The organism is Streptomyces cavernae, from assembly GCF_004023625.1.
GTDB classification, from domain to species: domain Bacteria; phylum Actinomycetota; class Actinomycetes; order Streptomycetales; family Streptomycetaceae; genus Streptomyces; species Streptomyces cavernae.
In genome coordinates this window covers 1-22,560 of record NZ_RPDJ01000002.1, presented here as the reverse complement: position 1 = coordinate 22,560, position 22,560 = coordinate 1, and the positions used below count along the sequence as shown (strand labels likewise).

Sequence of the window (22,560 nt, the reverse complement as noted above, 5' to 3'; positions counted from 1 at the left end):
GATCCGCACCTACGGTGGCGAACTCCAGTCGTTCACCCAACGCGCCCACGGTAAGCCGGTATCGCACATTCCGGGCAGCACTCTCCGGAAATCGGTCACGATCCGGTCAAGGAAGTTACACAAGCGCTTACTCCCTGTCCTTGGTCTCTGACAGCATTTCAGGGAAACCCGGGATCACGGGGACGGGGGGCGGGGGCCAGGTGACGGGGTTGGTTCTGCTGCGTGCGCGGGCGCACCGGCTGCTGCTCGCTGCCGCGCTGCTCACCGTCCTGCTGACCACCTCGGTCCTAACGGCCCTCACCGCCTACTCGGGCGCGATCGGTGACGCGGCGCTGCGGCACTCGCTGAGCGAGCCGGACAACGCGGCGGCGGCCGCGCTGGTGGTCAAGGCGAGCGCACCGGCGAGTGAGCGGGCCGCCGCCGACGCGACCGTGCGGGCCGGAGCCCGCCGCACCTTCGACGGGCTGCCGGTGGCGATACGCACCCTGGTGCGGTCGGGACCGTACGCGCTGCCCCGGAAGCTGCAGTCACCGTCCGCGCGGTCGAGCGACCCGGATCTGACCCAGCTCGCGGTCCTGGACCGGGGCCAGGTGCGGATCACCACCGGCCGCGCACCCGCTCCCCCGGCGGGCGCCGCCGCTCCCGGCCGCGAGGTCGAGGCGGCCCTGCCGGTCTCGGCCGCCGACCGGCTGGGCGTCCGCCCCGGCACCCGGCTCACCCTCACCGACCGTCTCCGCGGCCCCTCGGTACGCGTCCGGATCACCGGCCTGTACCGCCCGGCGCAGCCGTCGTCCCCGTACTGGCAGCTGGACGACCTGGGGGGGCGAGGGGTGCACAAGGTCGACTTCACCACGTACGGTCCGTTGCTCGTCGACGCGAAGGTCTTCACCGGGACCGTGGCGGTGGCGCAGGTCGCGTGGATCGGCACCGCCGACTTCTCCTCGGTCACCACCGGACGTATCGACGCACTGCGCGAGGCCTCCCTCGGCGGTCCGGAACGGCTGCGGGGGGAGGCCGTCTCGGGCACCACCGCGGTCCGCACCTCCCTTCCCGAGGTCCTCGACCGCGTCGAGCGCTCCCTGTTCGTCTCCCGTTCCACCCTGCTGATCGTCGCGCTCCAGCTGATCCTGCTCGCCGGGTACGCGCTCCTGCTGGTCGCCCGGCTGCTCAGCGCCGAACGCGCGGGCGAGAGCCGACTGCTCAGGGCCCGCGGCGGTTCCCGGGCCCGGGTCGCCGGGCTGGCGGCCCTGGAGGCGCTGCTGCTCGCGGCGCCCGCGGCGGTCTGCGCACCGCTGCTGGCGGCTCCGCTGACCCGGGTGCTGGCCGGACAGGGCGCACTGTCCCGGATCGGGCTCCGGCTGGACGCCCCGACAGCCGGCGGCCCGGTCCTGATCGTCTCGGTGGCCGTCGCGCTGGGGTGCGCCCTCGCCGTCACCGTTCCCGCGCTCACCGCGAACGACGAGCGCGCCGGACGGCCCCGAGCCGTGCCCGCTCCACTCCGCGCGGGCGCCGACATCGGTCTGCTGGTGATCGCGGCCGTGGCGTACTGGCAGCTCGGGCGCCAGGACGGCGCCCTGAGCGGCGCCCTCTCCCCGGCGACCGGCTCCACGACCGGTTCGGCCACGGCGGACGGGACCGGTGCCGGTTCGCTCGGCGTCGACCCGCTGCTCGCCGTGGCCCCCGCGCTGGCGCTGCTCGCCGGAACGGTCCTCACGCTTCGTCTGCTGCCGCCGGTCGCCCGTCTCGCCGAGCGCCGTGCCGCGGCCGGCCGGGGTATCGCCCTCGCCCTCGCGGGCTGGCAGTTCAGCCGCCGCCCGATGCGCGGCGCGGGCCCGGTGCTGCTGCTCGTCCTCGCCGTGGCGATGGGCATGCTGGCCGTGGCCCAGGGCGCCTCCTGGAACCGCTCGCAGGACGACCAGGCGGACTTCCGGGCCGGCGCGCCGATCCGGGTCCTCGGTGACGGCGCGGACGTGCCGGCCCAGTCCGAGGCGCTGGCGACGCTCCGGGGGGTACGGGAGGTCGCGCCCGCGTTCCGTACGGGGCTGCCGCTGTCCGGCAGCCGGACCGCCACCGTGCTGGCCCTGGACACCGCCCAGGCGAGGGACGCGCTGCTGCTGCGGAAGGACCTCGCGGACGAGCCGGCGGACCGGCTGCTGGCGAGGATCGGCGCGAAGGCGCCGACACCGCTCGCCGCGGGTGCCCAAGTCCCCGGCGGAACGAGCAAGTTGCGGCTCACCCTCCGTATCCTCGCCACACCCCGCTCCGAGCTCACGGCCGATGTCGCCGTCACCCTCGAGGACCGGTTCGGGATCCCGTACCTCTTCCAGGTCGGTGAGCTCCCCGCAGACGGACGCCCGCACGACCTCACCCTCGATCTCACCAGCACCGCCGGGGCACCCGCCGTGCGGGACTCCGGGCCGCTGGCGCTGACCGCCCTGCAACTGGATCTGCCACTGCCGGTGGACCGTGCGGAACGGCACCGGCTGGTGTTCGAGGAGTTACGGGCGGACGACGAGCGGGTCCCGCTGCCCCGGCGGTGGCAGGCCCTCTCCCGCAGCTCCGACACCTCCGCCCCGCCGGAGTCCCCCAACCGTCCGACCCGTCCCCGGGTGGAGAGCGCCACCGCGGACTCCCTGACGGTCGGCTACGGCACCGGCTTCGTCATCGCGTACGACGGTTACGCCCAACCCCACTCGCTCACCCTGCGGGTCCGGGCGGCCCGGCCCAAGGTCCCGGAGGTGACGGCGGTGGCCACCGGGCGTTTCCTGAGCTCGTCCGGGGCCCGGCCGGGACAGCGGGTGGACGTGACCTTCGGCGGGATGGACGTACCGGTGCGGATCGTGGACGAGGTCCGGGCGCTGCCGACGACCGGCGCCGAGGTCGGCGACCCGAACGCGAACGTCTCCGCCGGCTCCGGCGCCCAGAGCGCCGGACCGGACACCGACGGGGGCGGCCTGCTGGTCGATCTGCGCACCGTCAACCGTGTGCTGACGGCACGCTACGGCGTGGGCGTCACGCCCACCGAGTGGTGGCTGCGTACTCAGCCGGGCCACGCGGACGATGTCGTGGCCGCCCTGCGTGCCCGGCCGGACGTCGACCGCGCGCAGGTCGTCGTGCGCGACGAGATCGCCGACCGGCTGCGCGACGATCCGTTCGGGGCGGGCCCGGAGGCCGCGTTCGCCGCCGCGGCGATCGTGGCGGCGGTCCTCGCGGCGGTCGGCTTCGCGGTCGGCACGGTGGGTTCGCTGGGGGAACGCGCCGCGGAGTTCGCGGTGTTACGGGCCCTCGGCACGCCCCGCCGCCGGCTCGTCCGCATGATCGCCGCCGAACAGGGCGTGCTGGTGGGGCTGGCCCTGCTGGTCGGTGTGGCGCTCGGCACGGTGCTGGCGCGGGCGGTGATCCCGCTGGTCGTGCTGACCTCGCGCGCCACCCGTCCCGAACCCGAGGTGCTCGTCGAACTCCCGCTCGCCCGGGTGGCACCGCTCCTGGTGGCCGTTGCCGTCGTGCCCCTGCTGATCACGGCGGTGCTGTCGCTGCGGCGGGTGGACACGACGGTCTCCCTGCGCGCACCGGGCGGTGAGTGAGGCGGTGCGGAAAGGGATGCGGAGGTCAGTGCGGAGGGTGGTGCCGGAGGTGGTACGCGGGGCGGGCCGGAGAGTCACGTACAGGGGCCTGCGGAGGCGGGGACCCGACGGCGGACACCTGGGCACGTCCGGTGCAGCCGGAGGCCCTGGAGCACTCGGTGGGTCCGGTGGACCCGGAACACCCGGTGGACCCGGTGGACCCGGTCGGCCCGGGAACCCTGGAGCACCCGGAAACCCCGGTGCAGTCGAATGCCCCGAAGCACCCGGAAACTCCGGAACACCCGGAACACCCGGTGGACCCGGCAGGCCGGGAGGCAATAGAGCACCCGGAGCCGGTGGACCCGAAGGTACCGAAGCATCCGGTGGGCCCGGAGGACCCAGTCGACCCGGAGGACCCAGTGGACGCGGTGGCCCCGGTGGGCCGGGAGGCCCCGGAACACCCGGTGGACCCGGCGGGCCGGGAGGCAATAGAGCACCCGGAGCCGGCGGACCCGAAGGCACCGAAGCATCCGGTGGGCCCGGAGGACCCAGTCGACCCGGAGGACCCAGTCGACCCGGAGGACCCAGTAGACGCGGTGGCCCCGGTGGGCCGGGAGGCCCCGGAACACCCGGTGGCCCCGGCGGGCCGGGAGGCAATAGAGCACCCGGAGCCGGCGGACCCGAAGGCACCGAGGGACCCGGAGGCCCCGGAACATCGGGCGGGCCCGGAGCACCCGGGGGGCCCGGAAACCCCGGAGGAGCCGGAGGACCCGGAGGACCCGGAGGACCCGGTGGACCCGGCGGACCCGGTGGACCCGGCGGACCCGGCGGACCCGAAGGCATCGGAGCACCCGGAGCCCCCGACACCCCCGACACCCCCTGGATACGCACCCGGCTGCGTGCCGCCCCCGGTGCCGCCTGGGCCCTCGCACTTCTGGTCGCGCTTACCTCCTGTCTCGCCGCCGTCTTCCCGCGTGCGGTCGACTCCTACGAGGACCGCGGTCTGCGGCGTGCCGTCACCGACGCCGAACCCGGCAACTCCGCGCTGCAGATCTTCGCCGAGCGGCCCGACCCCCAGTTCCCCCAGCCGAACGCAGAGGATCAACTGCGGCCGGACGCGCTGCGGGACACCTACCGGCAGGTCCTGACCGCCGTCGAACGCCCACTGGCGTTCGACCGGGACCAGTCCACCTACGGCGTGCGCACCGGGGTCCCTCTGCAGGCTGCCGACCTCTGGCTGCCGCGCCCCAGCGGACTGCCCGCGGAGTTCGCGCTCGTCGCTCAGCACGGGCTCGCCGACCACGCGCGGCTGCGCACCGGCCGGCTGCCGCGGGCGTCCGGCACGGTGACCGCCACGACGCCCGAGGTCGAGGCCACCGTCACGGTGGAGACCGCGCGCACCCTGCGGATCAAGGTGGGCTCGGTGATCCACCTCCCGGCCCTGCACCGCGACGCGCTCGCCGTACGCGTCACCGGGATCGTCGTCCCGAAGCGCCCGGCCGGCACCTACTGGTCGGCCCAGCCCCTGCTGGTCCGGCCGTCGTTGATCCGGCCGCCCGATGGCGGCGCGGACGCGGACCGGTACTGGCGCGGCGCCCTGCTCCTCGCCCCCGACGCCGCCCCCGCGCTGCTCGGCACCCCCGGGGAGTCCGGGCGGTACTGGCAGCTCGCTCCGGACCCCGCGGCCCTCACCGCCCGTGCGCTGCCCGGGCTGACCGCCGCCATCGCCTCGCTGGAGGCAGGTCCCACCCAGCTGGCGCTGGGGTCGATCACCGCCGCGCAGACCGAGGCGAGCACCGGACTCGACGACATCCTGCGTTCCTTCGAGGAGCTGCGGTCCGGTATCGCGCCGCTCGTCGCCGTCGCCGCCTTCGGCACCGGGACGGTCGCGGCCGTCGTCCTGCTGATGGCGGGCGGCCTCGCCGCCGACCGCCGCCGCGGTGAACTCGCGCTGCTGCGCGCCCGGGGCGGTTCCCTGCGCGGGGTCATGGGCCGGCTGCTGGCCGAGACGGCGGTGGTCGCGGTGCCCGCGGGCGCGCTGGGTCTGGCGGTCGCCCTGCTCGCCGTGCCGGAGGGCCGCACCTCGTACGCGCTGGGCGCCGCCGCCGTGGTCACCGTGTCGGCCTGCGTGGCGCTTCCTCTGCGGGCCTGGGCCGCCCACCGGGTCGTACGGGTGCACGGGCCGCGTGACGACCTGGCGTCGCTGCGGCCCTCCCGGCGCCGCACGGTCGCCGAGCTGACGGTGCTGGCGCTGGCGTCGGGGGCGGTGCTCTTGCTGCGGCAGCGCGGCCCGGACGGCGGCGAACTGACAGCGCTGGCACCGGTGCTGACCGGGATCATCGCCGCGCTGCTGCTGGCCCGCCTCTACCCGCTGCCGCTGCGCTGGCTGGCCCATCCCGCGGGCCGGCTGCGTGGTGCGCTCCCGCATCTGTCGCTGGCCAGGGCGGGGCGTACCTCCGCCGCGGCCGTCCTGCCCCTGCTGGCACTGCTGACCGCGCTGACCACGGCCGCGTTCGGCGGTTCGGTGCTCTCCGGGGTCGCGGACGTCCGGGACCGTGCGGCCCTGCTGGCGACGGGCGCGGACGCCCGAGTGGAGTCCATGGAGCCCCTCCCCGCCTCTCTCGCACCCCGGCTGCGACGACTGGACGGGGTGGAGGAGGTCAGCCCGGTCCGCGTCGACTACTTGGCGAAGCCCGAGCACGGGGACGAGGCCCAGACGATTCCGCTGGTGGGCGTGGAGCCGGGCGGGTACGCACGGCTGGCGGGGCGCGCCGGGATGGGCGCGTTCCCGGCGGCCTCCCTGACCCGTGGAGGCGCCGCGGGCGCCGCGGGCGGCACCTCGGCGCTGCGCGCGCTGGCCTCGCCCGCCGTCGCCGGGCGGTACGGCACCCGGCCCTTCCCCGTCCGGCTGGCGGACGGCCGACGGGTCACCGTGCGCATCGCCCTCGTCAGGGAGTCGACGCCCGCGGTCCTCGGCACGGACTTCCTGGTCGTGGACCGGGCGGGACTCGGGACCCCCTTCCGTCCGACCACCCTGCTGCTGACCGGCAGCGGCCTGAGCGGGGCCGAACTGCGCGCCACGGCCGCCGGGGCCGGGGCCGGAGGTGTCGACGTACGGCTGCGTTCGGAGGACCGGGCGCGGTACGTCGATTCGCCGATGCAGTCCGGCGCCGAGCGCGTCTACGCGGTGGCGGTGGCGGCCGGAGCGGGCTATGCCGCGCTGGCCCTGCTGTTGTCCCTGGTCCGCGCTGCCCCGGAACGGTCCGCCCTGCTCGCCCGGCTGCGCACCATGGGCCTGACCCGCGGTCAGGGCCGGCAGCTGCTGATCCTGGAGTCGCTGCCGGGCGCGCTGCTGGCGGCGGCGGGCGGGGCGCTGACGGGCTGGGCCGCGATCCGGCTGCTGTCCCCCGGTATCGACCTGACGGCCGTCGCCCTCGCGTCGCCGCCGGAGGGTGCGGTCGGCGGCCAACTCCGGGCGGAACCGATGTCGTTGCTGGTGCCCGCGCTGTTGGTGCTCGCGCTCGCCGTGGGTGCGGCGGTGATCCAGGCGTGGTGGACGGGGCGGCGGGGTTCGGTGCGGGAGCTCAGGGCGGGGGACGGCCGGTGACCGCGCCCAGGGCCCTTCTGATGAGGGCCCTAAGGGGTCCTTGCACTATGCCCGCCGCAGACACCCACGGAGAGTCAAGTCCCGGCAGGGAGGACGGCCGATGACCATCCAGAACCCGACGTTCGACGAGCTCGCCCGGCGTGCGGCCGCCCGCCGCGACCAGCCGGCCTACGGCCACGACGCGCTGATCACCTGCGACCGGGTGGTCAGGGTCTTCTCCACCGAGGGAGTGGAGGTACAGGCGCTCCAGGGCCTGGACCTGCTCGTGCGTGAGGGCGAGTTGATGGCGCTGGTCGGCGCGTCGGGCAGCGGCAAGTCCACCCTGATGAACATCCTCGCCGGACTGGACACCCCCACCGCGGGCTCCGCCCGCGTCGCGGGCGCGGACCTGCTGACGATGACCGCCAAGGACCGCCTGCGCTACCGCCGGGAGACGGTCGGGTTCGTGTGGCAGCAGACGGCCCGCAACCTGCTCCCCTACCTGACGGCCGCCCAGAACGTCGTCCTGCCCATGCAACTGCGCGGCGGACAGGGCTGGTTCACCGGAAAGCGGGTCCGGCGGGCCCGCGGCACGCGCGCGCTGGAGCTGCTGGAACTGCTCGGGGTGGCCGACTGCCGTGGCCGCCGCCCCGATCAGATGTCCGGCGGGCAGCAGCAGCGCGTGGCGATCGCCGTGGCCCTCGCCAACGCCCCCGCGGTCCTCCTCGCCGACGAACCCACCGGCGAGCTCGACTCCCACACCGCGGAGGACATCTTCGCCGCGTTCCGCACGGCCAACGAAACCCTCGGCACCACGATCGTGATCGTCACCCATGACCAGACGGTCGCCGGGGAGGTCCGCCGCACGGTCGCCATCCGCGACGGCCGCACCTCCACGGAGGTGCTGCGGCGGACAGAGGTGGACGAGGCCACCGGCCAGGAGGCGGTGGTGGCCCGCGAGTACGCCATGCTCGACCGTGCCGGCCGCCTCCAGCTCCCCGCGGACTACACCCGGGCCCTGGACATGCGGGACCGGGTGGCCCTGGAGCTGGAGTCCGACCACATCGGCGTGTGGCCGGACGACAGCACGCCGTCCGGAACGTCGGAGCGGAGCGGAGCCGACTAGGGCACGTATCGAGTCGTGATCAATCGGTGGTCCGAGTGAGGTCTTTGATGCAGACCATCAAGGCACGCAGGTGGAGGCCCGGCGAGGTAGCTGTCTGGGGTCCTGTCATCTCTCCGTACCGGCCGGTGGCGTACGGCCTCGTCGGAGGGCGTGAGCGTGAGCGTCTGCCCTGCGGGCGCCCGGGAGCGACTGCCCGAGCGGCCGAGGCTCGGGCGGTGGGGCCGGGGAGGAGCGCTGCGACGGCCCTCAGGGGCGCGCGCCAGGCGCTTGGGCCGTATCGACGTCTCTTGGCGGCTCGGGGTCCTCGAGCAGGGTGATCGCCTGGCGGATGAGCAAGCGCTCGGCGGCGTCGTAGCTCCAGTGACAGTCCACCACGAGGGCTCGCCATGCCCGCAGTCCGAAGCAGAGCCACAGGCGATCTGCTACGGCGTCGATGTCCAGATGCGGAGCGACGGCACCGATCGCGACCAAGTGCTGCGCGGCGCCCCGGAGCGCCTGACGGTACTGCGCGATGACGTAGTCCCATACCTCGCGTGCCTTCTCGTCGCTCGCCGCGGACGAGAGGAGCAGGTCGATCGATGGCGCGAAGCGTTCGGTGTTGGTGCGGACAGTGTGGGCCACATAGGCCGAGCGGAAGCGGATGGAGGAGACGCTCGGACAGTTCAAGGAGTCGTTCACCCCCGACCCGCCTTCGGACGACCCGAAGGTGGAGGTCACGCAGGCCCCCGCCGCCGGTGAGAAGGTCACGGTCCCCGCGGACAAGATCAACGTCGACGGCCAGGCCCTCGACAAGATCGTCCTGCCCCATTCCACCGGGGTGACACAGGACCAGCTGGACATCAAGATCGAGTCCAGCAGGATCGAGAACTCCTGGTACGTGACGAACCTCGACTTCAACATCGGCTGAGGCCTGTCGCGTCGTACGACTTGGTCGTGGTGGGCACACCCTGTCGGACAGGGCGTGCTGACCGGCGGCCAGGGGCCCGGCCGGAGGCATTGCCACGTCTCGTCGGTGGCAGGACATCCGGTCGGGCCGCCGTCCGTGACCGGGGCGGGGCGGCGTCGGCCGACAGGCCCGCGACCGGTTCACTTCATCTTGGCAATGGTCATGATCACCCCTGACATACTCTGGAAATGAGATCGATGGAGCCGTTCCGCGACGAAGCCCGCAGCCGTGGTTTACCGGAGGACGAGGTAGAGCGGTGGCTCGGCACCGTCCGTCTCTGCGCGATGCTGAGGCCCGCTGGTCAGGCGCCGTGCGACGGTCCGGTGGCCGGACGGCTCGGCGGGCTGCCGCCGTTGCCCGCTGACGAGCCCGTTCCGGACCTGCCGTTCCTCGCCTCGGTCAACCTCGCGGCCATCCCACCGGGTGCGACGGACCTCCCGCTGCCGAAGGACGGCACGCTGCTCTTCTTCGCGGACACGGAGGACCCGTGGAGCGACGACGACTGGTCCCGGCTCGTCTACGTCCCGGCCGGCACGCCCGTCTCCGAACGCGGTCCGGGCGGCGAGTGGTCGCCGCAGATCCACCCGGCGCGAGATCTACATCTGACGATCGAGCCCTCGCTGCCCAACCGCGGCTCGGACACCGAGGAGTTCCCGCACGGCAGCGAGCTGGGCTCGGTGTGGTGGAAGACCTGCGGCGAGATGCAGAGCGACGCACCGGTGCAGATGGGCGGCTACCCCTGGGTCTGGAACGCGGATCCCATCACGGAGCACGACCACGGCCCGGGCGACTGGGTACTCCTCGCGGAAATCGGGGGAGAGGATCTGACCGAATACGAACTGGGCATCGTCTACTGGGTGATTCGCCGGGACGACCTGGCCGACGGCCGCTTCACCCGGGCCCGGGCCTGCTTCGACATGGTGTGAGCCTCAGGCGAGGCACACACCCTCGCGGAGGCCGCACGGCTCGGCTCCACCCGCGCCCTCGGCCCTTGTGCTTTCGGCCGGTGCGGCGAGAGCACGTGCCGGGCGTCGCGACGGGGCGAGCGTTGCCTGCCGGGCACTGGCTCACCGGACGCTGACGTCCAGTGCCCCGAGTCCCGCCCTGCGGACGGCGATCGATCCGTACGGCGTGCGCAGTCTGAGCCATGCGCCCGAGGAGAACAGCGCGAGCGGACTCTCGTCGGGCGCGCCCGCGCGGGCGGGGCGGAGGAAGCCCAGTGACTGGGCCGCGTGGGCGGCCCGGATCGGCAGGCCGGTGTCCGCGACGGGACGGGACCAGATCTCCCGTCCGATCCGGTCGAGTTCCGCCCGGGTGCGCCGCTCGGGCGCCAACTCTTCGGTGCGGGTGCGGAATTCGCCGACGGCCGCGGCCACCATGGCGCGGACCGCGTCCGGCGCGGGCAGTCCCGGCTCGCCCTGCCAGCCGCCGCGCGGCGGCAGCACGCCGGTCCACGGCGGCCCGGTGATGGTGCCGGGCACACCGACCGTGGCGGCCGGTTCGTCCACGGACTCCAGGAGGTCGCCCGCGGAGACCGTCACGTCGAGCGAGACGTCGAGGCCGTTCTCGTAGGGCTTGGCGAGGCGTGCGGTGCGGACGGCGAGGACCTCGAACGACGGGGGCCGGCCGAACACCGCCAGGGCGGTCCCGGACGCCTGTATCCGTACCGCCGCCGCCCGGTCGTAGTGGAGCAGCCGGCCGAGGAAGGCGGCGAGGTCCGCCGCCTCACCCGGGTCGGCGAGGTGCAGAACGGTCGTGCCCTGCACCCCACTCGTGCCGAGCCCGCCATTGGTGCCACTGGTGCCGCCGGCCCCACTGGTGCCGTTCGTCCCGCCGGCCCCGCCGGTCCCGCTGACGCCGCTCATGCCGCGACGGCCTCGTCCCTGTCGCCCTCGTTCCTGCCGCCGGCCCGGTCGTCGGTGCCGTCGGTGTCGCCGTCGTCCGTGTACTCCCGGAGGAAGGCGCGCTCCTCCGCGGTGATCCGGCGCGGACGCCGGGCCTCGAAGTCGTACGGCACGATCCGCGTGGACGCCGTGGCGTAGACGGTGTCGCCGTCCTTGACCTCGTAGGCGACGGTGAACCAGGCGGCGCGGATCTCGGTGACCCACAGCTCGATGTCCACCGGCGTGTGCCGGTGGACGAGCTGCTGCTTGTAGACGATCTCGTGGCGCTCCACCACGGACCCCTGCTGGAAGTCCTTCTCCGGGCGGAAGAGGAAGTCGATGCGCGCCTCCTCGAGATAGCGGAGGAAGACCACATTGTTGATGTGACCGTACGCATCCATGTCCGCCCAGCGCAGCGGACAGCGGTAGACGTGCCGCAAGATCAGCCCCGGGTCAGCTTCTTGTAGGTGGCGCGGTGCGGACGGGCGGCGTCCGGGCCGAGCCGCTCGACCTTGTTCTTCTCGTACGACTCGAAGTTGCCCTCGAACCAGAACCACTTGGATTCGCCCTCGTACGCGAGGATGTGCGTCGCCACGCGGTCGAGGAACCACCGGTCGTGGGAGACGACGACGGCGCAGCCCGGGAACTCGAGGAGCGCGTTCTCGAGGCTGGAGAGGGTCTCGACGTCCAGGTCGTTGGTCGGCTCGTCGAGGAGCAGCAGGTTGCCGCCCTGCTTGAGGGTGAGCGCGAGGTTCAGGCGGTTGCGCTCACCGCCGGAGAGCACACCGGCCGGCTTCTGCTGGTCCGGGCCCTTGAAACCGAACGCGGAGACGTACGCCCGCGACGGCATCTCCACCTGGCCCACGTTGATGTAGTCCAGCTCGTCGGAGACGACGGCCCACAGGGTCTTCTTGGGGTCGATGTTCTCGCGGCTCTGGTCCACGTACGAGATCTTGACGGTGTCGCCGACCTTGATGCTGCCGGAGTCCGGCTGCTCGAGCCCCTGGATCATCTTGAACAGCGTCGTCTTGCCGGCGCCGTTCGGACCGATGATGCCCACGATGCCGTTGCGCGGGAGGGTGAAGCTGAGGTCGTCGATGAGGACCTTCTCGCCGAACGCCTTGCCGAGGTTGTTGACCTCGACGACGACGTTGCCCAGGCGCGGGCCCGGCGGGATCTGGATCTCCTCGAAGTCCAGCTTCCGCATCTTCTCGGCCTCGGCCGCCATCTCCTCATAGCGGGCGAGACGCGCCTTGGACTTGGCCTGCCGCCCCTTGGCGTTGGAGCGCACCCACTCCAGCTCTTCCTTGAGGCGCTTCTGCCGCTTGGCGTCCTTCTGGCCCTCGACCTTCAGGCGGGCGGCCTTGGTCTCCAGGTACTTGGAGTAGTTGCCCTCGTACGGGTAGAGACGGCCGCGGTCGACCTCGCAGATCCACTGGGCCACGTTGTCGAGGAAGTAGCGGTCGTGGGTGACGGCCACGACGGTGCCCGAGTACTTGGCGAGGTGCTGCTCCAGCCAGTTCACGGACTCGGCGTCGAGGTGGTTGGTGGGCTCGTCGAGCAGCAGCAGGTCGGGCTGCTCCAGCAGGAGCTTGCAGAGCGCGACGCGGCGCTTCTCACCACCGGAGAGGTTGGTGACGGCCCAGTCGCCGGGCGGGCAGCCCAGCGCGTCCATCGCCTGCTCCAGCTGGGCGTCGAGGTCCCAGGCCTCCGCGTGGTCGAGCTCCTCCTGCAGCTTGCCCATCTCCTCGAGCAGCGCATCGGAGTAGTCGGTGGCCATCTGCTCGGCGATCTCGTTGAACCGGTCGAGCTTGCCCTTGATCTCGGCGACACCCTCCTGGACGTTCTCCAGGACGGTCTTCTCCTCGTTCAGCGGGGGCTCCTGGAGGAGGATGCCGACGCTGTACCCGGGCGTGAGGAAGGCGTCACCGTTCGACGGCTGCTCCAGCCCCGCCATGATCTTGAGGATCGTCGACTTGCCGGCGCCGTTCGGGCCGACGACGCCGATCTTCGCTCCCGGGTAGAAGCTGGTCGTCACGTCGTCGAGGATCACCTTGTCGCCGTGCGCCTTACGCGCCTTGCGCATGGTGTAAATGAACTCAGCCAAGAGAAACCGTCCGGCAGCTTGGAATCAGGCAGTGGGCAGATACACCCCATCTTGCCCGACCGCCACCCGTGGGGGGAAACCCGTTTGGTGGCGGGGCTGTGACCTGGGGTTTCGCTGCTGGGGGCGGTGGCTCGTCTGTCGCTGTCGGTCGTCGGTGGTCAGCCTCGGGCGGCTTCGTACGGCCCATGGACGGCCCAGGAACGATCGTTCGCGAGATGACGCCCTCCCCTCAGGACCGAGCGGCCAGAGAGCTGTACGGGCTCACAGAGAAGCGTCAGCATGACGCCATGACTGAGCGAGCTTCGCAGCCCAACCCTCCCGAGACGAGCGCCGTTCATCACAGGTGACTCCGAGCCGTCGAACAAGACATACAGCGCGAGTACACCCGGCTTCACGCTGCAGCCCGCTCAGATCCGCAACGAGCTGGACACGGCGGAGAAGGAACTTGGGCAAGAATTCTCAGCGAATGGCTACCGCCAACATACGAGGTGGCCACAAGAAAATACATCATCCCCGAGGAAGGAAATGACACATCCGAAACGAATCTGATCATTTTCCAGCCCAGTTACCCGCAAGCCTTGCGCGTCCGGGAAGAAGTACTGGCAAGCGGTGTCGCGGCCGCTTTTAGCGTTAAACTCACACTCAACAAGGACGGCATCCGAGACGGTTTTGATCGCGTAGCCAGAATCCGAAGAGGGATCAAGCCACGGATAGGCAGTCCACGAGAGGAAATCTCCTCACCTTTCCCTGTCGGACTTCTCGCACATTCATTCATGGAAGGGTGAGCACCAGAAGGCTAACGTGCAAGCCCTCTGCATGGATATGGACAACATTTACGCGAAACACCCACGAGAGAGCCTGGACCTACTCTGCATCGCGAACCCAGGAGTTCGATCCACGCTCGCTTCGGACGCTGTCGGCGACTGATACGACGGCCGGACAGGGTTGCTGGTGTACGCCCCCGTCCGGTGTCGTTGATGTCAGCTGTAGATGTCAGAGCCTTCTGATCTGTTGCTCTACGGAGGTCGACCACTACTGGACGCGGACGGTTGCTGTACCTCGCTGTCGTCTCGATGCCTGAACCCAGCAGCCGCCAGCCGTCTGGACCGCTACGCGCCGGGAGCCCGGTACTGGACTTGCCCGGCTTTGCGCAGGGCATCCATGGTTTCGTCGACGGTCAGGAGAACGGTCGTCTCGAACGAGCTGAGTGCGCCGCCGCCGCTGATCGCCAGGGCGACCGCAGCCATGGAGACGTTGTCAGGGGCCTCCCACAGGTTGTAACCGTCGCGGGCGCCGAACGCGTACCAAAAGCCGTGGAGCTTGCCGCCAACGGACTCGATGTACGACTGAGCGGCCTTCGCACGGTCCTCTGGGTGGCCGATGAGTCTCGCCCAGGTCTCCGGCGTGTAGCTGAACCTCGATAGATAGAGCGGCATCATGTCTCCCTTTCGTCCCAGCAAGGGATGCCCCCGCAGGGTGGGATACGTCTCTGAGGCCGCCCGCGTATCCCCCGAACGGCCGGGATGATGACCGGCATGGCCACTGCCGGTGAGCGACCCAACCGCCCCAGGGCTACAGCATCGAAGCCCTCAGCTTGGGAAGCTGCGATCATTTGCGGGCGGTTTGGGCGCTGAGCTGGGGGAATGCATGGGACCGCGCCCAGAGCCCGCAGCTGGAACACCTCTGTACTTTGACCTGGCCTCTTGATGTTTCGGCCCCGCGCCCTGCAACAGACGCGCTAGTGTCTCGTGATCCTGATTGCGTTACTTCGTGTTGTTATTGACGAGTTTCTTCACGCCGGTCTGGACGAGTCGGACCTTGGCGAGGATCTCGTCGGTGGTGGCGGTCCAGGTGAAGGGTTTCGCGTTCTCGTTCCAGGAGTCGATGTAGTCGCGGATCTGTTTGACCAGGACGTTGACGCTCGCGAACGTGCCGCGGCGGATGGACTGCCGGGTGATGATCCCGAACCAGATCTCGATCTGGTTCAACCACGAGGACCCGACGGGGACCCGACGGGGGTGAAGTGGAAGTGGACGGGCGGGTTCTTCGCCAGCCACGCCTTCACGTCCGGAGTGGTGTGCGTGGAGAGGTTGTCCAGGACGATATGGATTTCCTTCCCTGTATGTGGCTTGACGGCCTTCTTCAGGAACGCCAGGAAGGTCGCGCCGTTCCGGTTCGGCCTGCACTCGCCCAGCACTTCACCGGTCGCGACGTTCAGCGCGGCGAACAGGCTCGTGGTGCCGTGCCGCACATAGTCGTGGGTGCGCTTCTCGGTGGCCGCGAAAGTCACCGGCAGCACTGGCTGGGTCCGGTCCAGGGCCTGCACCTGCGTCTTCTCGTCGATCGACAGCACCACGGCGCCACCGGGCGGGGCCAGGTACAAACCGACGACATCGGCGACCTTCTCCGCGAACGCCGGGTCTTTCGAGATCTTGAAGGTGCCCGAGCGGTGCGGCTTCAGAACTGTTCGACATGACCGGCGCCAGCCTGTAGTCGGCATCGACCACGCCCACCACTTCCGCGCGAGGGTCGATGTGGGGCCGTGCCCAGTTCAGCGCGCCGGCCTTCGCGCCGGTAATCCCCTCCACGTGCAGGAACCGGAAACGCGGTCCCAGCCGGGCGCAATGCTCTTCCACGGGCCGCCAGAGGCTTTCGTCCGTGGTGTTGTTGTCGATGACGATCACTTCGTAGTTCGTCGAACCGAACTGGCTGGCGGACACCGTGGGGTACTTCGACGATCCCGAAACGGGCTTCGTGTGCTGTCGATGATCGCGCACGACGACGTGTGGCCGGTGCCGGTGACCTGGTACGGGCGCTTCCACACACGGACCGCGCTGCGCGAGGCCGGACTCACCGTCCCCGGCCGCAAGCAGGCCACCACCGAGAACGACCACCTGCTGGCCACACACTGTCCGCTCGGCGACCCAACGGTGGCGGCCCAGCCGCTGCGAGGACTCGATGCCTTTGCGGGCGATGCGATGACGGATGCCCCGCTTGCGGAGGCATCGGCGCAGGTGGTCGTAGTCGTATCCCTTGTCGGCGTGGAGCTTGGCCGGTCGCCGGCGACGCGGGCCGCGCCGGGAGCGGATCGGCGGTATCCCGCGTACCAGTGGCTTCAGGCCAAGGCTGTCGTGCAGGTTGGCGCCGGAGATGCCCAACGACAGGGGCAGACCGTTCCGGTCCGTGATCAGGTGGATTTTCGATCCGCTCTTGCCGCGGTCGGTCGGATTCGGTCCGGTCGGGGCCCCCTTTTGCGGCCCTGAGGCTGACGGAGTCGATCGCGCACCGCGACCAGTCCAGCTCGCCGCGGGCGCCGAGCTCGTCGAGGACGACTCTGTGGAGCCTGGCCCAGACCCGGTCCCGGCTCCACTGCGCGAAGCGCCGGTAGACCGTGGGCCAGGCCGGGCCGAACACCGGGGGCAACTGCCGCCAAGTACAACCCGAGGTCGCTACGAAGATGATCGCCGCCAGGCATTCGCGGTCACCCGCCCGCCGTCGGCCGCCGCCCTGCGGACGTATGACCTCCGTCGGCGGCACCACCCGCCGGAACAGCGTCCATAACTCATCCGGCACCAACCGCTCAATCAGACCCGTCATGCACCGCTCAACGAACGATCAAGCCAAAGGAAACGGCGACTAAGCCTCGACTAAGCCTGCTCTCCCAGGTGGTGCTCTCGTTCGGCATCCCGTTCGCCCTGATCCCGCTCGTTCTGATCAGCCGCCGGAGAGACCTGATGGGGGATCTGGTGAACCGGCCGGTGACCACGTTCCTGGGGTGGGTGGCGGCGCTGCTGATCTCCGGGATCAACATCTATCTGCTGCAGCAGGTCTTCATGGGCTGAGGGACGGTCCGCACCGGACAAAGGAGACGGTCCGCATCGAGAAACGCGACAACCCCGCTGTGCACACGGCGGGGTTGCGTGTCGGATGGCCCACTCGGCCCCCGCGTGTCGGCCGGCCCACTCGGCCCCCGCGTGTCGGCCCGGCCCACTCGGCGCCCGTATGTCGGCCGACCCCGCCGCCGCCGAACTCGCCGCACGGGTTCTTGCGGACTCGATCACCGCGGCGATGGCAGCACCGCTTCGGACACCGCGAGCACACTGCGCAGCGCGGCCGACGGGTTGTCCCTGCGCCAGGCCAGAGCGGTTCGCAGGACGATGGGCTCGCCCAGCAGTGGCCGGTAGACCAGATCCGGCTGCTGGATGTGCATCACGGAGGACAGCGTGAGGGTAACGCCGACCCCCGTCGCCACCATGGCCAGGATCGTGTACGAGTCCGGCGCCTCCTGCACCACGCGCGGATAGTGCCCCGCCGCCTCGCAGACGTCGATCATGGCGTCCCGCAGACTCGAGCCCGCGTTCGCGGGGAAGCTGACGAACGGCTCGCCCGCCAGATCGGCGACGTCGATCCGTTTCTCTCCCGCCAGGCGGTGGTCCGCGGGCAGCGCGCAGACCAGCTCCTCCTCGTAGATGACCCGCGTGTCGACGAGCGGCTGCGTCACCGGCAGCCGGACGAAGCCGAGGTCGAGCGAGCCGTCCACCACCAGGTCGAGGGCACGGTTGGCGTAGGTCTGGCCGTGCATGACGAGCTCGATCCCTGGATGCGCCGCCCGCACGGCCCGGGCGAGCCGGGGAATGGCCGAGTGGCTGGAGGCTCCGGCGAACCCCACGCTCACCCGTCCGAATTCACCGCGCCCGGCGGACTTGGCCACCCGTACGGCGATGTCCAGATCGTCCAGCACCTTGCGCACCGGTGCGAGGAAGGACTCCCCCGCACTGGTGAGCCGCACGGACCGAGTACTGCGCTCGAAGAGCTGGACGCCCAGTTCCTTCTCCAGCTGGCGGATCTGCTGACTGAGCGGCGGCTGGGCCATGTGCAGCCGCTTGGCCGCCCGGCCGAAGTGCAGTTCCTCGGCCACGGCGACGAAGGCCGTGAGATGACGCAGCTCCACGACGACTCCTCGGGCTCGGCCCGCCCTACTCAGTTATCCACCAGTCGTCTCAAAGTAACGCCAATTCGGTATCGGGCTCAATCAATCGCCACTGCGAGGGCTCTCGCCAGGACCGGCGTCGGTCGAGGCGCCACTCCTCACCCACCGCCATGGGGTGCAGACCCTCGCCGGTGTGTGTGTCGGCGGCTGAGACACCGACGACCAGGGGCAGTCCCTCCGCGTCCCGCAGGACGTGCATCCCGGCATCCGGGCCGCCCCGGCCCACGGGGCTCGGACCCGTGTGTTCGCGCCCCTTTGAGCCCGGACCTGGGCGGAGTCGAGGATCCCCCGGGAAACATCGATCAGGCGCGCGTCGTCGAGCCGAGTCAGCACGGCTTCGTGCAGCCGGCCCACACCCCAGCTCTGGACCAGATCAGAAAACGACGGTGGGCCGTTGACTTCGAGACACCGAAGCACGATGGCAGGGACCGCCAGGCGCATCCGCTGACCAGCACGTAGACGATGGCCGCGAACAGCGTCTCATCCGGGTGTTCGCCGTTCCGCCGCCCTGCGGCCGTGCTTGTTGCTCCGGGATCAGCGGCTCGGCCATCTCCCACAGGCCGTCCGGCACGATCCAGCTCCACTTTCCCCGTACGGGGTCGACATCCGCCTCACCGCACAGGACACGGGTCCCCACCGGTGCTGCTCCTTCGGCGCTCCGGGCCGGAGACAGCCTGTCGCCATGGCCGTACTGCGAGGCCGCAAGCCACTGGTCGGCTTCCGCACGACGGCCGGCGAGGGCCTGATCGACGGTTCCCTTCGGCGGTGCCGACTCCTCGTCGAAGGGACAGCCGCTGCGACACCGGCAGCCACATCCGCGCACGCGCGAACTCGTGGGCCACGAAGTCGTAGTCGAACTGGGCGTTGTGAGCGACCAGGGCCCTGTCCTGGAGCATCGCCCCGATCCGCCCGGCGACCTGGTCGAAGGTCGGTGCACCCCGCAGCCGCTCGAGGGTCGTGCGCGTAGCCGCCCATGGCGGGCACGTCGGAGGAGGCGAAGACAAGACTCATGGCGCCAAGGATGAGCCGATATACGCCCCTCCTTCAATCTGCATACCGATTTACCCTCATCTGACAGACCAGAGATCGCAAACTCGCCCAGCTGACGATGATTCAGTTCCGCCTCTCGGACCGACCGCCCCCGGCCCAGTCATTTTGTCGCTGCCGCAGCGCCAATGTGCTGCCACTCAGCTCAGCAGGTCTGAGCGCCGGGCTATCGTGCCGCCATGACAAGCGCGGCGGAGCGCCCCCTCCTCTTCCTCGACGTCGACGGTCCACTCATCCCGTTCGGGTCGTCGTCCGTTCACCCACAGGCCTCTACGGCCCACGCCTCGACGCCTGTCAATCAGGGGAACCCGCTGCTGACGCGGCTTGACCCGGGCGTCGGGGCACGCCTCATGGCTCTGGGCTGCCACCTCATATGGGCCTCGACCTGGATGGAGGAGGCGAACGAGACTGTCGCCCCACGCATCGGACTGCCGAAGCTGCCCGTCGTGGAGTGGCCGGACGTCTGCGCTGAAGAAGGCCCGCGCGGCCTGCACTGGAAGACCCGCCCCCTTGTCGAGCGGGCCAATGGCCAGCCGTTTATCTGGGTCGACGACGAGATCAGTGCGATGGATCGTCAGTGGGTCGCCGCCAGCCACCCTGGACCGTCGCTGCTCCATCACGTAGACCCGGCTAAAGGCCTGGAAGACGCCGACTTCTCCGCACTCGCCGGTTGGCTTCGTGCCCTCGCGCCCAAGTGAGCACCGATTTAGCTGGTGGCTCCTGTCGGCGGTGCGCTGCTGGAACGCCAGGGTGATCCTCGAACCCAGCAGCGTCCCCAGGACGGCTATACCGCTGGCGATGATGGTCTCCACATCCAAGTCGATCACGCGTCGCCGTCCTCCGCGTGCCGTGGCCCAACTCCAATGCCAACACGCTTTCAACTGCGTTGATTGGTGATGGGCTGGGTGTGGGGGCGTTCACCTGTGTTCATGGTCGGTCGGCCATCACGGCGGGAGCGGCTCCGGGGCTCGTCTGAACGACGGTGAACGGCGTCGAATGAGACGGAAACTGATCACGTGGTAGCCGAGTTGTTTGAGCTGGCTGACGAGGCGCCGCGCCTGCCGGGCCCGGCCGGTGCACTCGATGAAGTAGCGGCCACCGAGGTCGGCGTATTCGGTGGGTAGTTCGCTGCTGTACTGAAACGGCTCCGGAGTCTCCTAGACCCCTCCAGGACGATCGCTGGAAGGCGCGCTCCACAGGCCCAGGCGTTGGAGACGACGCTGCCTGTAACGCTCCCCCAAAGCCGTCAATCCGAAGACAGCCCCCAAAGCTGCCCCCAAGCCTCCGCCGATCAAGACGTCGCCCAACGATTCAGTGCACCTCGTCGGCGAGGGCGGCTGGGCCGCCGGCGGGCGCACGCCGCCTTCCGTCGGCCGCCCACGAGCCGGACAGCCCCGGAAGTCCTGCCTTGATCGTCAAGAGAGGGCTGGGGATTCGTCGCGGCCAGCGGTACCCGCTCTGAACAGTAAAAACGCCCTCCCGAAGGAGGGCGGAGACTGGGCGCCCCCGGCAGGACTCGAACCTGCGGCCAAGCGCTTGGAAGGCGCTTGGCGGGTCGAGTGACGCACGTCGGTTGACCTGCTCCTCTTCCCGCCCTCGGCGTCTCATCGACCGGCCTTCGATGCGCCTTCGACCGGCGGGGATGCAGCGTTCGACGGTGTCGCGCCGCTTGCAGTGGAGGCTGGCGCGTGCCCGCCGTTGCGGCCCTTGCGCTTCCGGCTGGCGATGCCCTAGGCCTAGTGACGTTCCCGAAGGGAGCCGCGGAGATGATCGCTGCGACCATCCGCGCTCTCTTCGCCCAGCCCACCGCAGAAGCGGTCCGGGCCCACCTCGACACCGTCGCGGACATGCTCGGCGAACAATTCCCCAAGGTCAAAGACATGCTCCTCGACGCGAAGGAGGACCTGACCGCGTTTGCGGACTTCCCTCACCAGCACTGGAAGAAGATGCAGTCGACGAGCCCTCTGGAGCGGCTGAACCGGGAGATCAAGCGACGCTCCGACGTCGTCCAGGTCTTCCCGAACACCGCTGCCGTCACCCGCCTGGCCACCGCCGTCCTCGTCGAGCACGACGAATGGATCGCCTTCCCCCGCCGCTACCTCTCCATCGAGAGCATGGACAGCCTCTATCCAGACGACACCACCTGCCTGCCCGGCACCGCCGAATGATCAGCTACACCACGCCAAGGGACATGACCCATGGACTTGACCAGTACCTCTACCTGAGATCAGGCGACCTTAGTCCGGTCCCAGGTCCAGGAGCCGGTGCCGGAATCCCACTTTCTGACCGGTGCGCTGATGCCGGTACCGGTGGAGGTGAAGGTCCACAGCGCGGTGTGGCCACGTCCGTCGGAGGTGTTGGCGTACTTGTACAGCACGCCAACGTCGGACTTGCCGTCACCGTTGAAGTCACCCGCCACCAGCGCGGAGTTGTCCCAGGTCCACGAACCGTCGCCGGAATCCCACTTTCTGACCGGCGCGCTGATGCCGGTACCGGTGGAGGTGAAGGTCCACAGCGCGGTGTGGCCACGTCCGTCGGAGGTGTTGGCGTACTTGTACAGCACGCCAACGTCGGACTTGCCGTCACCGTTGAAGTCACCCGCCACCAGCGCGGAGTTGTCCCAGGTCCACGAACCGTCGCCGGAATCCCACTTTCTGACCGGCGCGCTGATGCCGGTACCGGTGGAGGTGAAGGTCCACAGCGCGGTGTGGCCACGTCCGTCGGAGGTGTTGGCGTACTTGTAGAGGACGCCCACGTCGGCGAGGCCGTCACCATTGAAGTCGCCGGACACCGGGGCAGAACTGTCCCAGCTCCAAGAGCCGGTGCCGGAGTCCCACACCTTTACCGGTGCGTGGAATCCGGTACCGGTGGACGTGAAGGTCCACAGCGCGGTGTGGCCACGTCCGTCGGAGGTGTTGGCGTACTTGTAGAGGACGCCCACGTCGGCGAGGCCGTCACCGTTGAAGTCGCCGGACACCGTCTTGCTGAGGTTCCAGTTCCAGGAATCAGTGGCGGAGTCCCACGATTTCGCTAGCCCATTGAAGCCGCTGCCGGTGGAGGTCTGCAGCCACAGGGCCGTGCGGTTGGTGCCGTCGGCGTTGGTCCCGGAGTTGTACAGGTACGCGACGTCGGACCTGCCGTCACCGGTGTGGTCGGTGACGCGGGGGACGGCAACGGTGGAGGCCACCCAGCTGCCCAGGTCGTCGACACGGGTGTCGATGGCGCCGGTGCGGGTTTCGGCGGGATCGTTGCCGAGGCATCCCCCCTGCCAGGAGCGGGAGTTGATGGCGACGAGTTCGGTGGTGCCGTTGA

At 70.3% G+C, this 22,560-nt stretch carries 17 protein-coding genes and 4 pseudogenes; 9 read left to right on the top strand and 12 right to left on the bottom strand.

Annotated features, from left to right (window positions below):
* The first annotated feature begins 200 nt into the window (after window positions 1-200).
* The 3 genes from EF387_RS12640 (at window position 201) to EF387_RS12625 (ending at window position 8,275) form a co-directional block, all read left to right on the top strand.
* Window positions 201-3,584, top strand: a complete 3,384-nt coding sequence (locus tag EF387_RS12640; protein WP_128376636.1) for an ABC transporter permease — start codon at window positions 201-203, stop codon at window positions 3,582-3,584.
* An 862-nt stretch (window positions 3,585-4,446) separates the two neighbouring features.
* Window positions 4,447-7,170, top strand: coding sequence for an FtsX-like permease family protein (locus EF387_RS12630; protein ID WP_420802567.1), 2,724 nt, complete (start codon window positions 4,447-4,449; stop codon window positions 7,168-7,170).
* A 100-nt stretch (window positions 7,171-7,270) separates the two neighbouring features.
* The gene (locus EF387_RS12625; protein ID WP_128376635.1) at window positions 7,271-8,275 is read left to right on the top strand and encodes an ABC transporter ATP-binding protein; all 1,005 of its coding nucleotides are present in this window, start codon (window positions 7,271-7,273) and stop codon (window positions 8,273-8,275) included.
* Window positions 8,276-8,521: 246 nt separating this feature from the next.
* On the opposite strand, the gene EF387_RS12620 is transcribed toward EF387_RS12625, so the two are convergent.
* Window positions 8,522-8,941, bottom strand: coding sequence for a hypothetical protein (locus tag EF387_RS12620; protein WP_128376634.1), 420 nt, complete (start codon window positions 8,939-8,941; stop codon window positions 8,522-8,524).
* Here EF387_RS12620 and EF387_RS12615 point away from each other — a divergent pair.
* On the top strand, window positions 8,916-9,182 hold the full coding sequence (locus tag EF387_RS12615) for a hypothetical protein (protein ID WP_128376633.1): 267 nt from the start codon (window positions 8,916-8,918) through the stop codon (window positions 9,180-9,182). The genes EF387_RS12620 and EF387_RS12615 overlap by 26 nt on opposite strands.
* A gap of 227 nt (window positions 9,183-9,409) precedes the next feature.
* A complete protein-coding gene (locus EF387_RS12610) occupies window positions 9,410-10,147 on the top strand; it encodes a DUF1963 domain-containing protein (RefSeq protein WP_128376632.1) in 738 nt (245 codons plus the stop codon).
* A 141-nt stretch (window positions 10,148-10,288) separates the two neighbouring features.
* Here EF387_RS12610 and EF387_RS12605 read toward each other — a convergent pair whose 3' ends face one another.
* The 3 genes from EF387_RS12605 to ettA are packed head-to-tail and all read right to left on the bottom strand — an operon-like array spanning window position 10,289 to window position 13,211.
* The gene (locus EF387_RS12605; RefSeq protein ID WP_238431485.1) at window positions 10,289-11,086 is read right to left on the bottom strand and encodes a DUF8185 domain-containing protein; all 798 of its coding nucleotides are present in this window, start codon (window positions 11,084-11,086) and stop codon (window positions 10,289-10,291) included.
* A complete protein-coding gene (locus EF387_RS12600) occupies window positions 11,083-11,544 on the bottom strand; it encodes an acyl-CoA thioesterase (protein ID WP_128376631.1) in 462 nt (153 codons plus the stop codon). The genes EF387_RS12605 and EF387_RS12600 overlap by 4 nt, the downstream gene beginning before the upstream one ends.
* A 2-nt stretch (window positions 11,545-11,546) precedes the next feature.
* Complete coding sequence (ettA, locus tag EF387_RS12595; protein WP_128376630.1) at window positions 11,547-13,211, bottom strand: energy-dependent translational throttle protein EttA; 1,665 nt, start codon at window positions 13,209-13,211, stop codon at window positions 11,547-11,549.
* Between the two features lie 368 nt (window positions 13,212-13,579).
* Here ettA and EF387_RS49990 point away from each other — a divergent pair, with 368 nt between their 5' ends.
* Window positions 13,580-13,996, top strand: coding sequence for a DUF6602 domain-containing protein (locus tag EF387_RS49990; RefSeq protein ID WP_420802566.1), 417 nt, complete (start codon window positions 13,580-13,582; stop codon window positions 13,994-13,996).
* Between the two features lie 324 nt (window positions 13,997-14,320).
* Here the strand turns inward: EF387_RS49990 and EF387_RS12590 are convergent, their stop codons facing one another.
* The 5 genes and pseudogenes from EF387_RS12590 to EF387_RS12575 all read right to left on the bottom strand — a co-directional run.
* Window positions 14,321-14,647: a GYD domain-containing protein gene (locus EF387_RS12590; RefSeq protein ID WP_128376629.1), complete on the bottom strand. Its 327-nt coding sequence runs from the start codon at window positions 14,645-14,647 to the stop codon at window positions 14,321-14,323.
* Window positions 14,648-14,974: 327 nt separating this feature from the next.
* Window positions 14,975-15,199 carry a hypothetical protein gene (locus tag EF387_RS47440; protein ID WP_202918229.1) on the bottom strand — a complete coding sequence of 75 codons (225 nt, stop codon included), beginning with the start codon at window positions 15,197-15,199 and terminating at the stop codon, window positions 14,975-14,977.
* Complete coding sequence (locus tag EF387_RS47435) at window positions 15,196-15,711, bottom strand: IS630 family transposase (protein ID WP_202918228.1); 516 nt, start codon at window positions 15,709-15,711, stop codon at window positions 15,196-15,198. The genes EF387_RS47440 and EF387_RS47435 overlap by 4 nt, the downstream gene beginning before the upstream one ends.
* 37 nt (window positions 15,712-15,748) lie before the next feature.
* Window positions 15,749-15,895, bottom strand: a pseudogene (locus EF387_RS49985) (hypothetical protein); the annotation flags it as partial.
* A 222-nt stretch (window positions 15,896-16,117) separates the two neighbouring features.
* Window positions 16,118-16,808: pseudogene (locus tag EF387_RS12575) on the bottom strand (IS5 family transposase); the annotation flags it as partial.
* A 68-nt stretch (window positions 16,809-16,876) separates the two neighbouring features.
* Between EF387_RS12575 and EF387_RS49980 the strand changes: the two are divergent.
* Window positions 16,877-17,053 (top strand): hypothetical protein, encoded by a 177-nt coding sequence (locus EF387_RS49980; protein WP_202918227.1) that lies wholly within the window; start codon window positions 16,877-16,879, stop codon window positions 17,051-17,053.
* A 215-nt stretch (window positions 17,054-17,268) separates the two neighbouring features.
* Here the strand turns inward: EF387_RS49980 and EF387_RS12565 are convergent, their stop codons facing one another.
* Together EF387_RS12565 and EF387_RS12560 are read right to left on the bottom strand one after the other, a co-directional pair.
* A complete protein-coding gene (locus tag EF387_RS12565) occupies window positions 17,269-18,162 on the bottom strand; it encodes a LysR family transcriptional regulator (protein ID WP_128376626.1) in 894 nt (297 codons plus the stop codon).
* A 112-nt stretch (window positions 18,163-18,274) separates the two neighbouring features.
* A pseudogene (locus tag EF387_RS12560) lies at window positions 18,275-18,751 on the bottom strand (transposase); the annotation flags it as partial.
* Between the two features lie 676 nt (window positions 18,752-19,427).
* On the opposite strand from EF387_RS12560, the gene EF387_RS12550 reads away from it, so the two are divergent.
* The gene (locus EF387_RS12550; RefSeq protein ID WP_128376625.1) at window positions 19,428-19,946 is read left to right on the top strand and encodes an HAD domain-containing protein; all 519 of its coding nucleotides are present in this window, start codon (window positions 19,428-19,430) and stop codon (window positions 19,944-19,946) included.
* A gap of 1,050 nt (window positions 19,947-20,996) precedes the next feature.
* Window positions 20,997-21,416, top strand: a pseudogene (locus EF387_RS12545) (transposase); the annotation flags it as partial.
* A 59-nt stretch (window positions 21,417-21,475) separates the two neighbouring features.
* Here EF387_RS12545 and EF387_RS12540 read toward each other — a convergent pair.
* A partial coding sequence (locus tag EF387_RS12540; protein WP_162467126.1) for an FG-GAP repeat domain-containing protein occupies window positions 21,476-22,560 on the bottom strand: 1,085 nt, incomplete at its 5' end.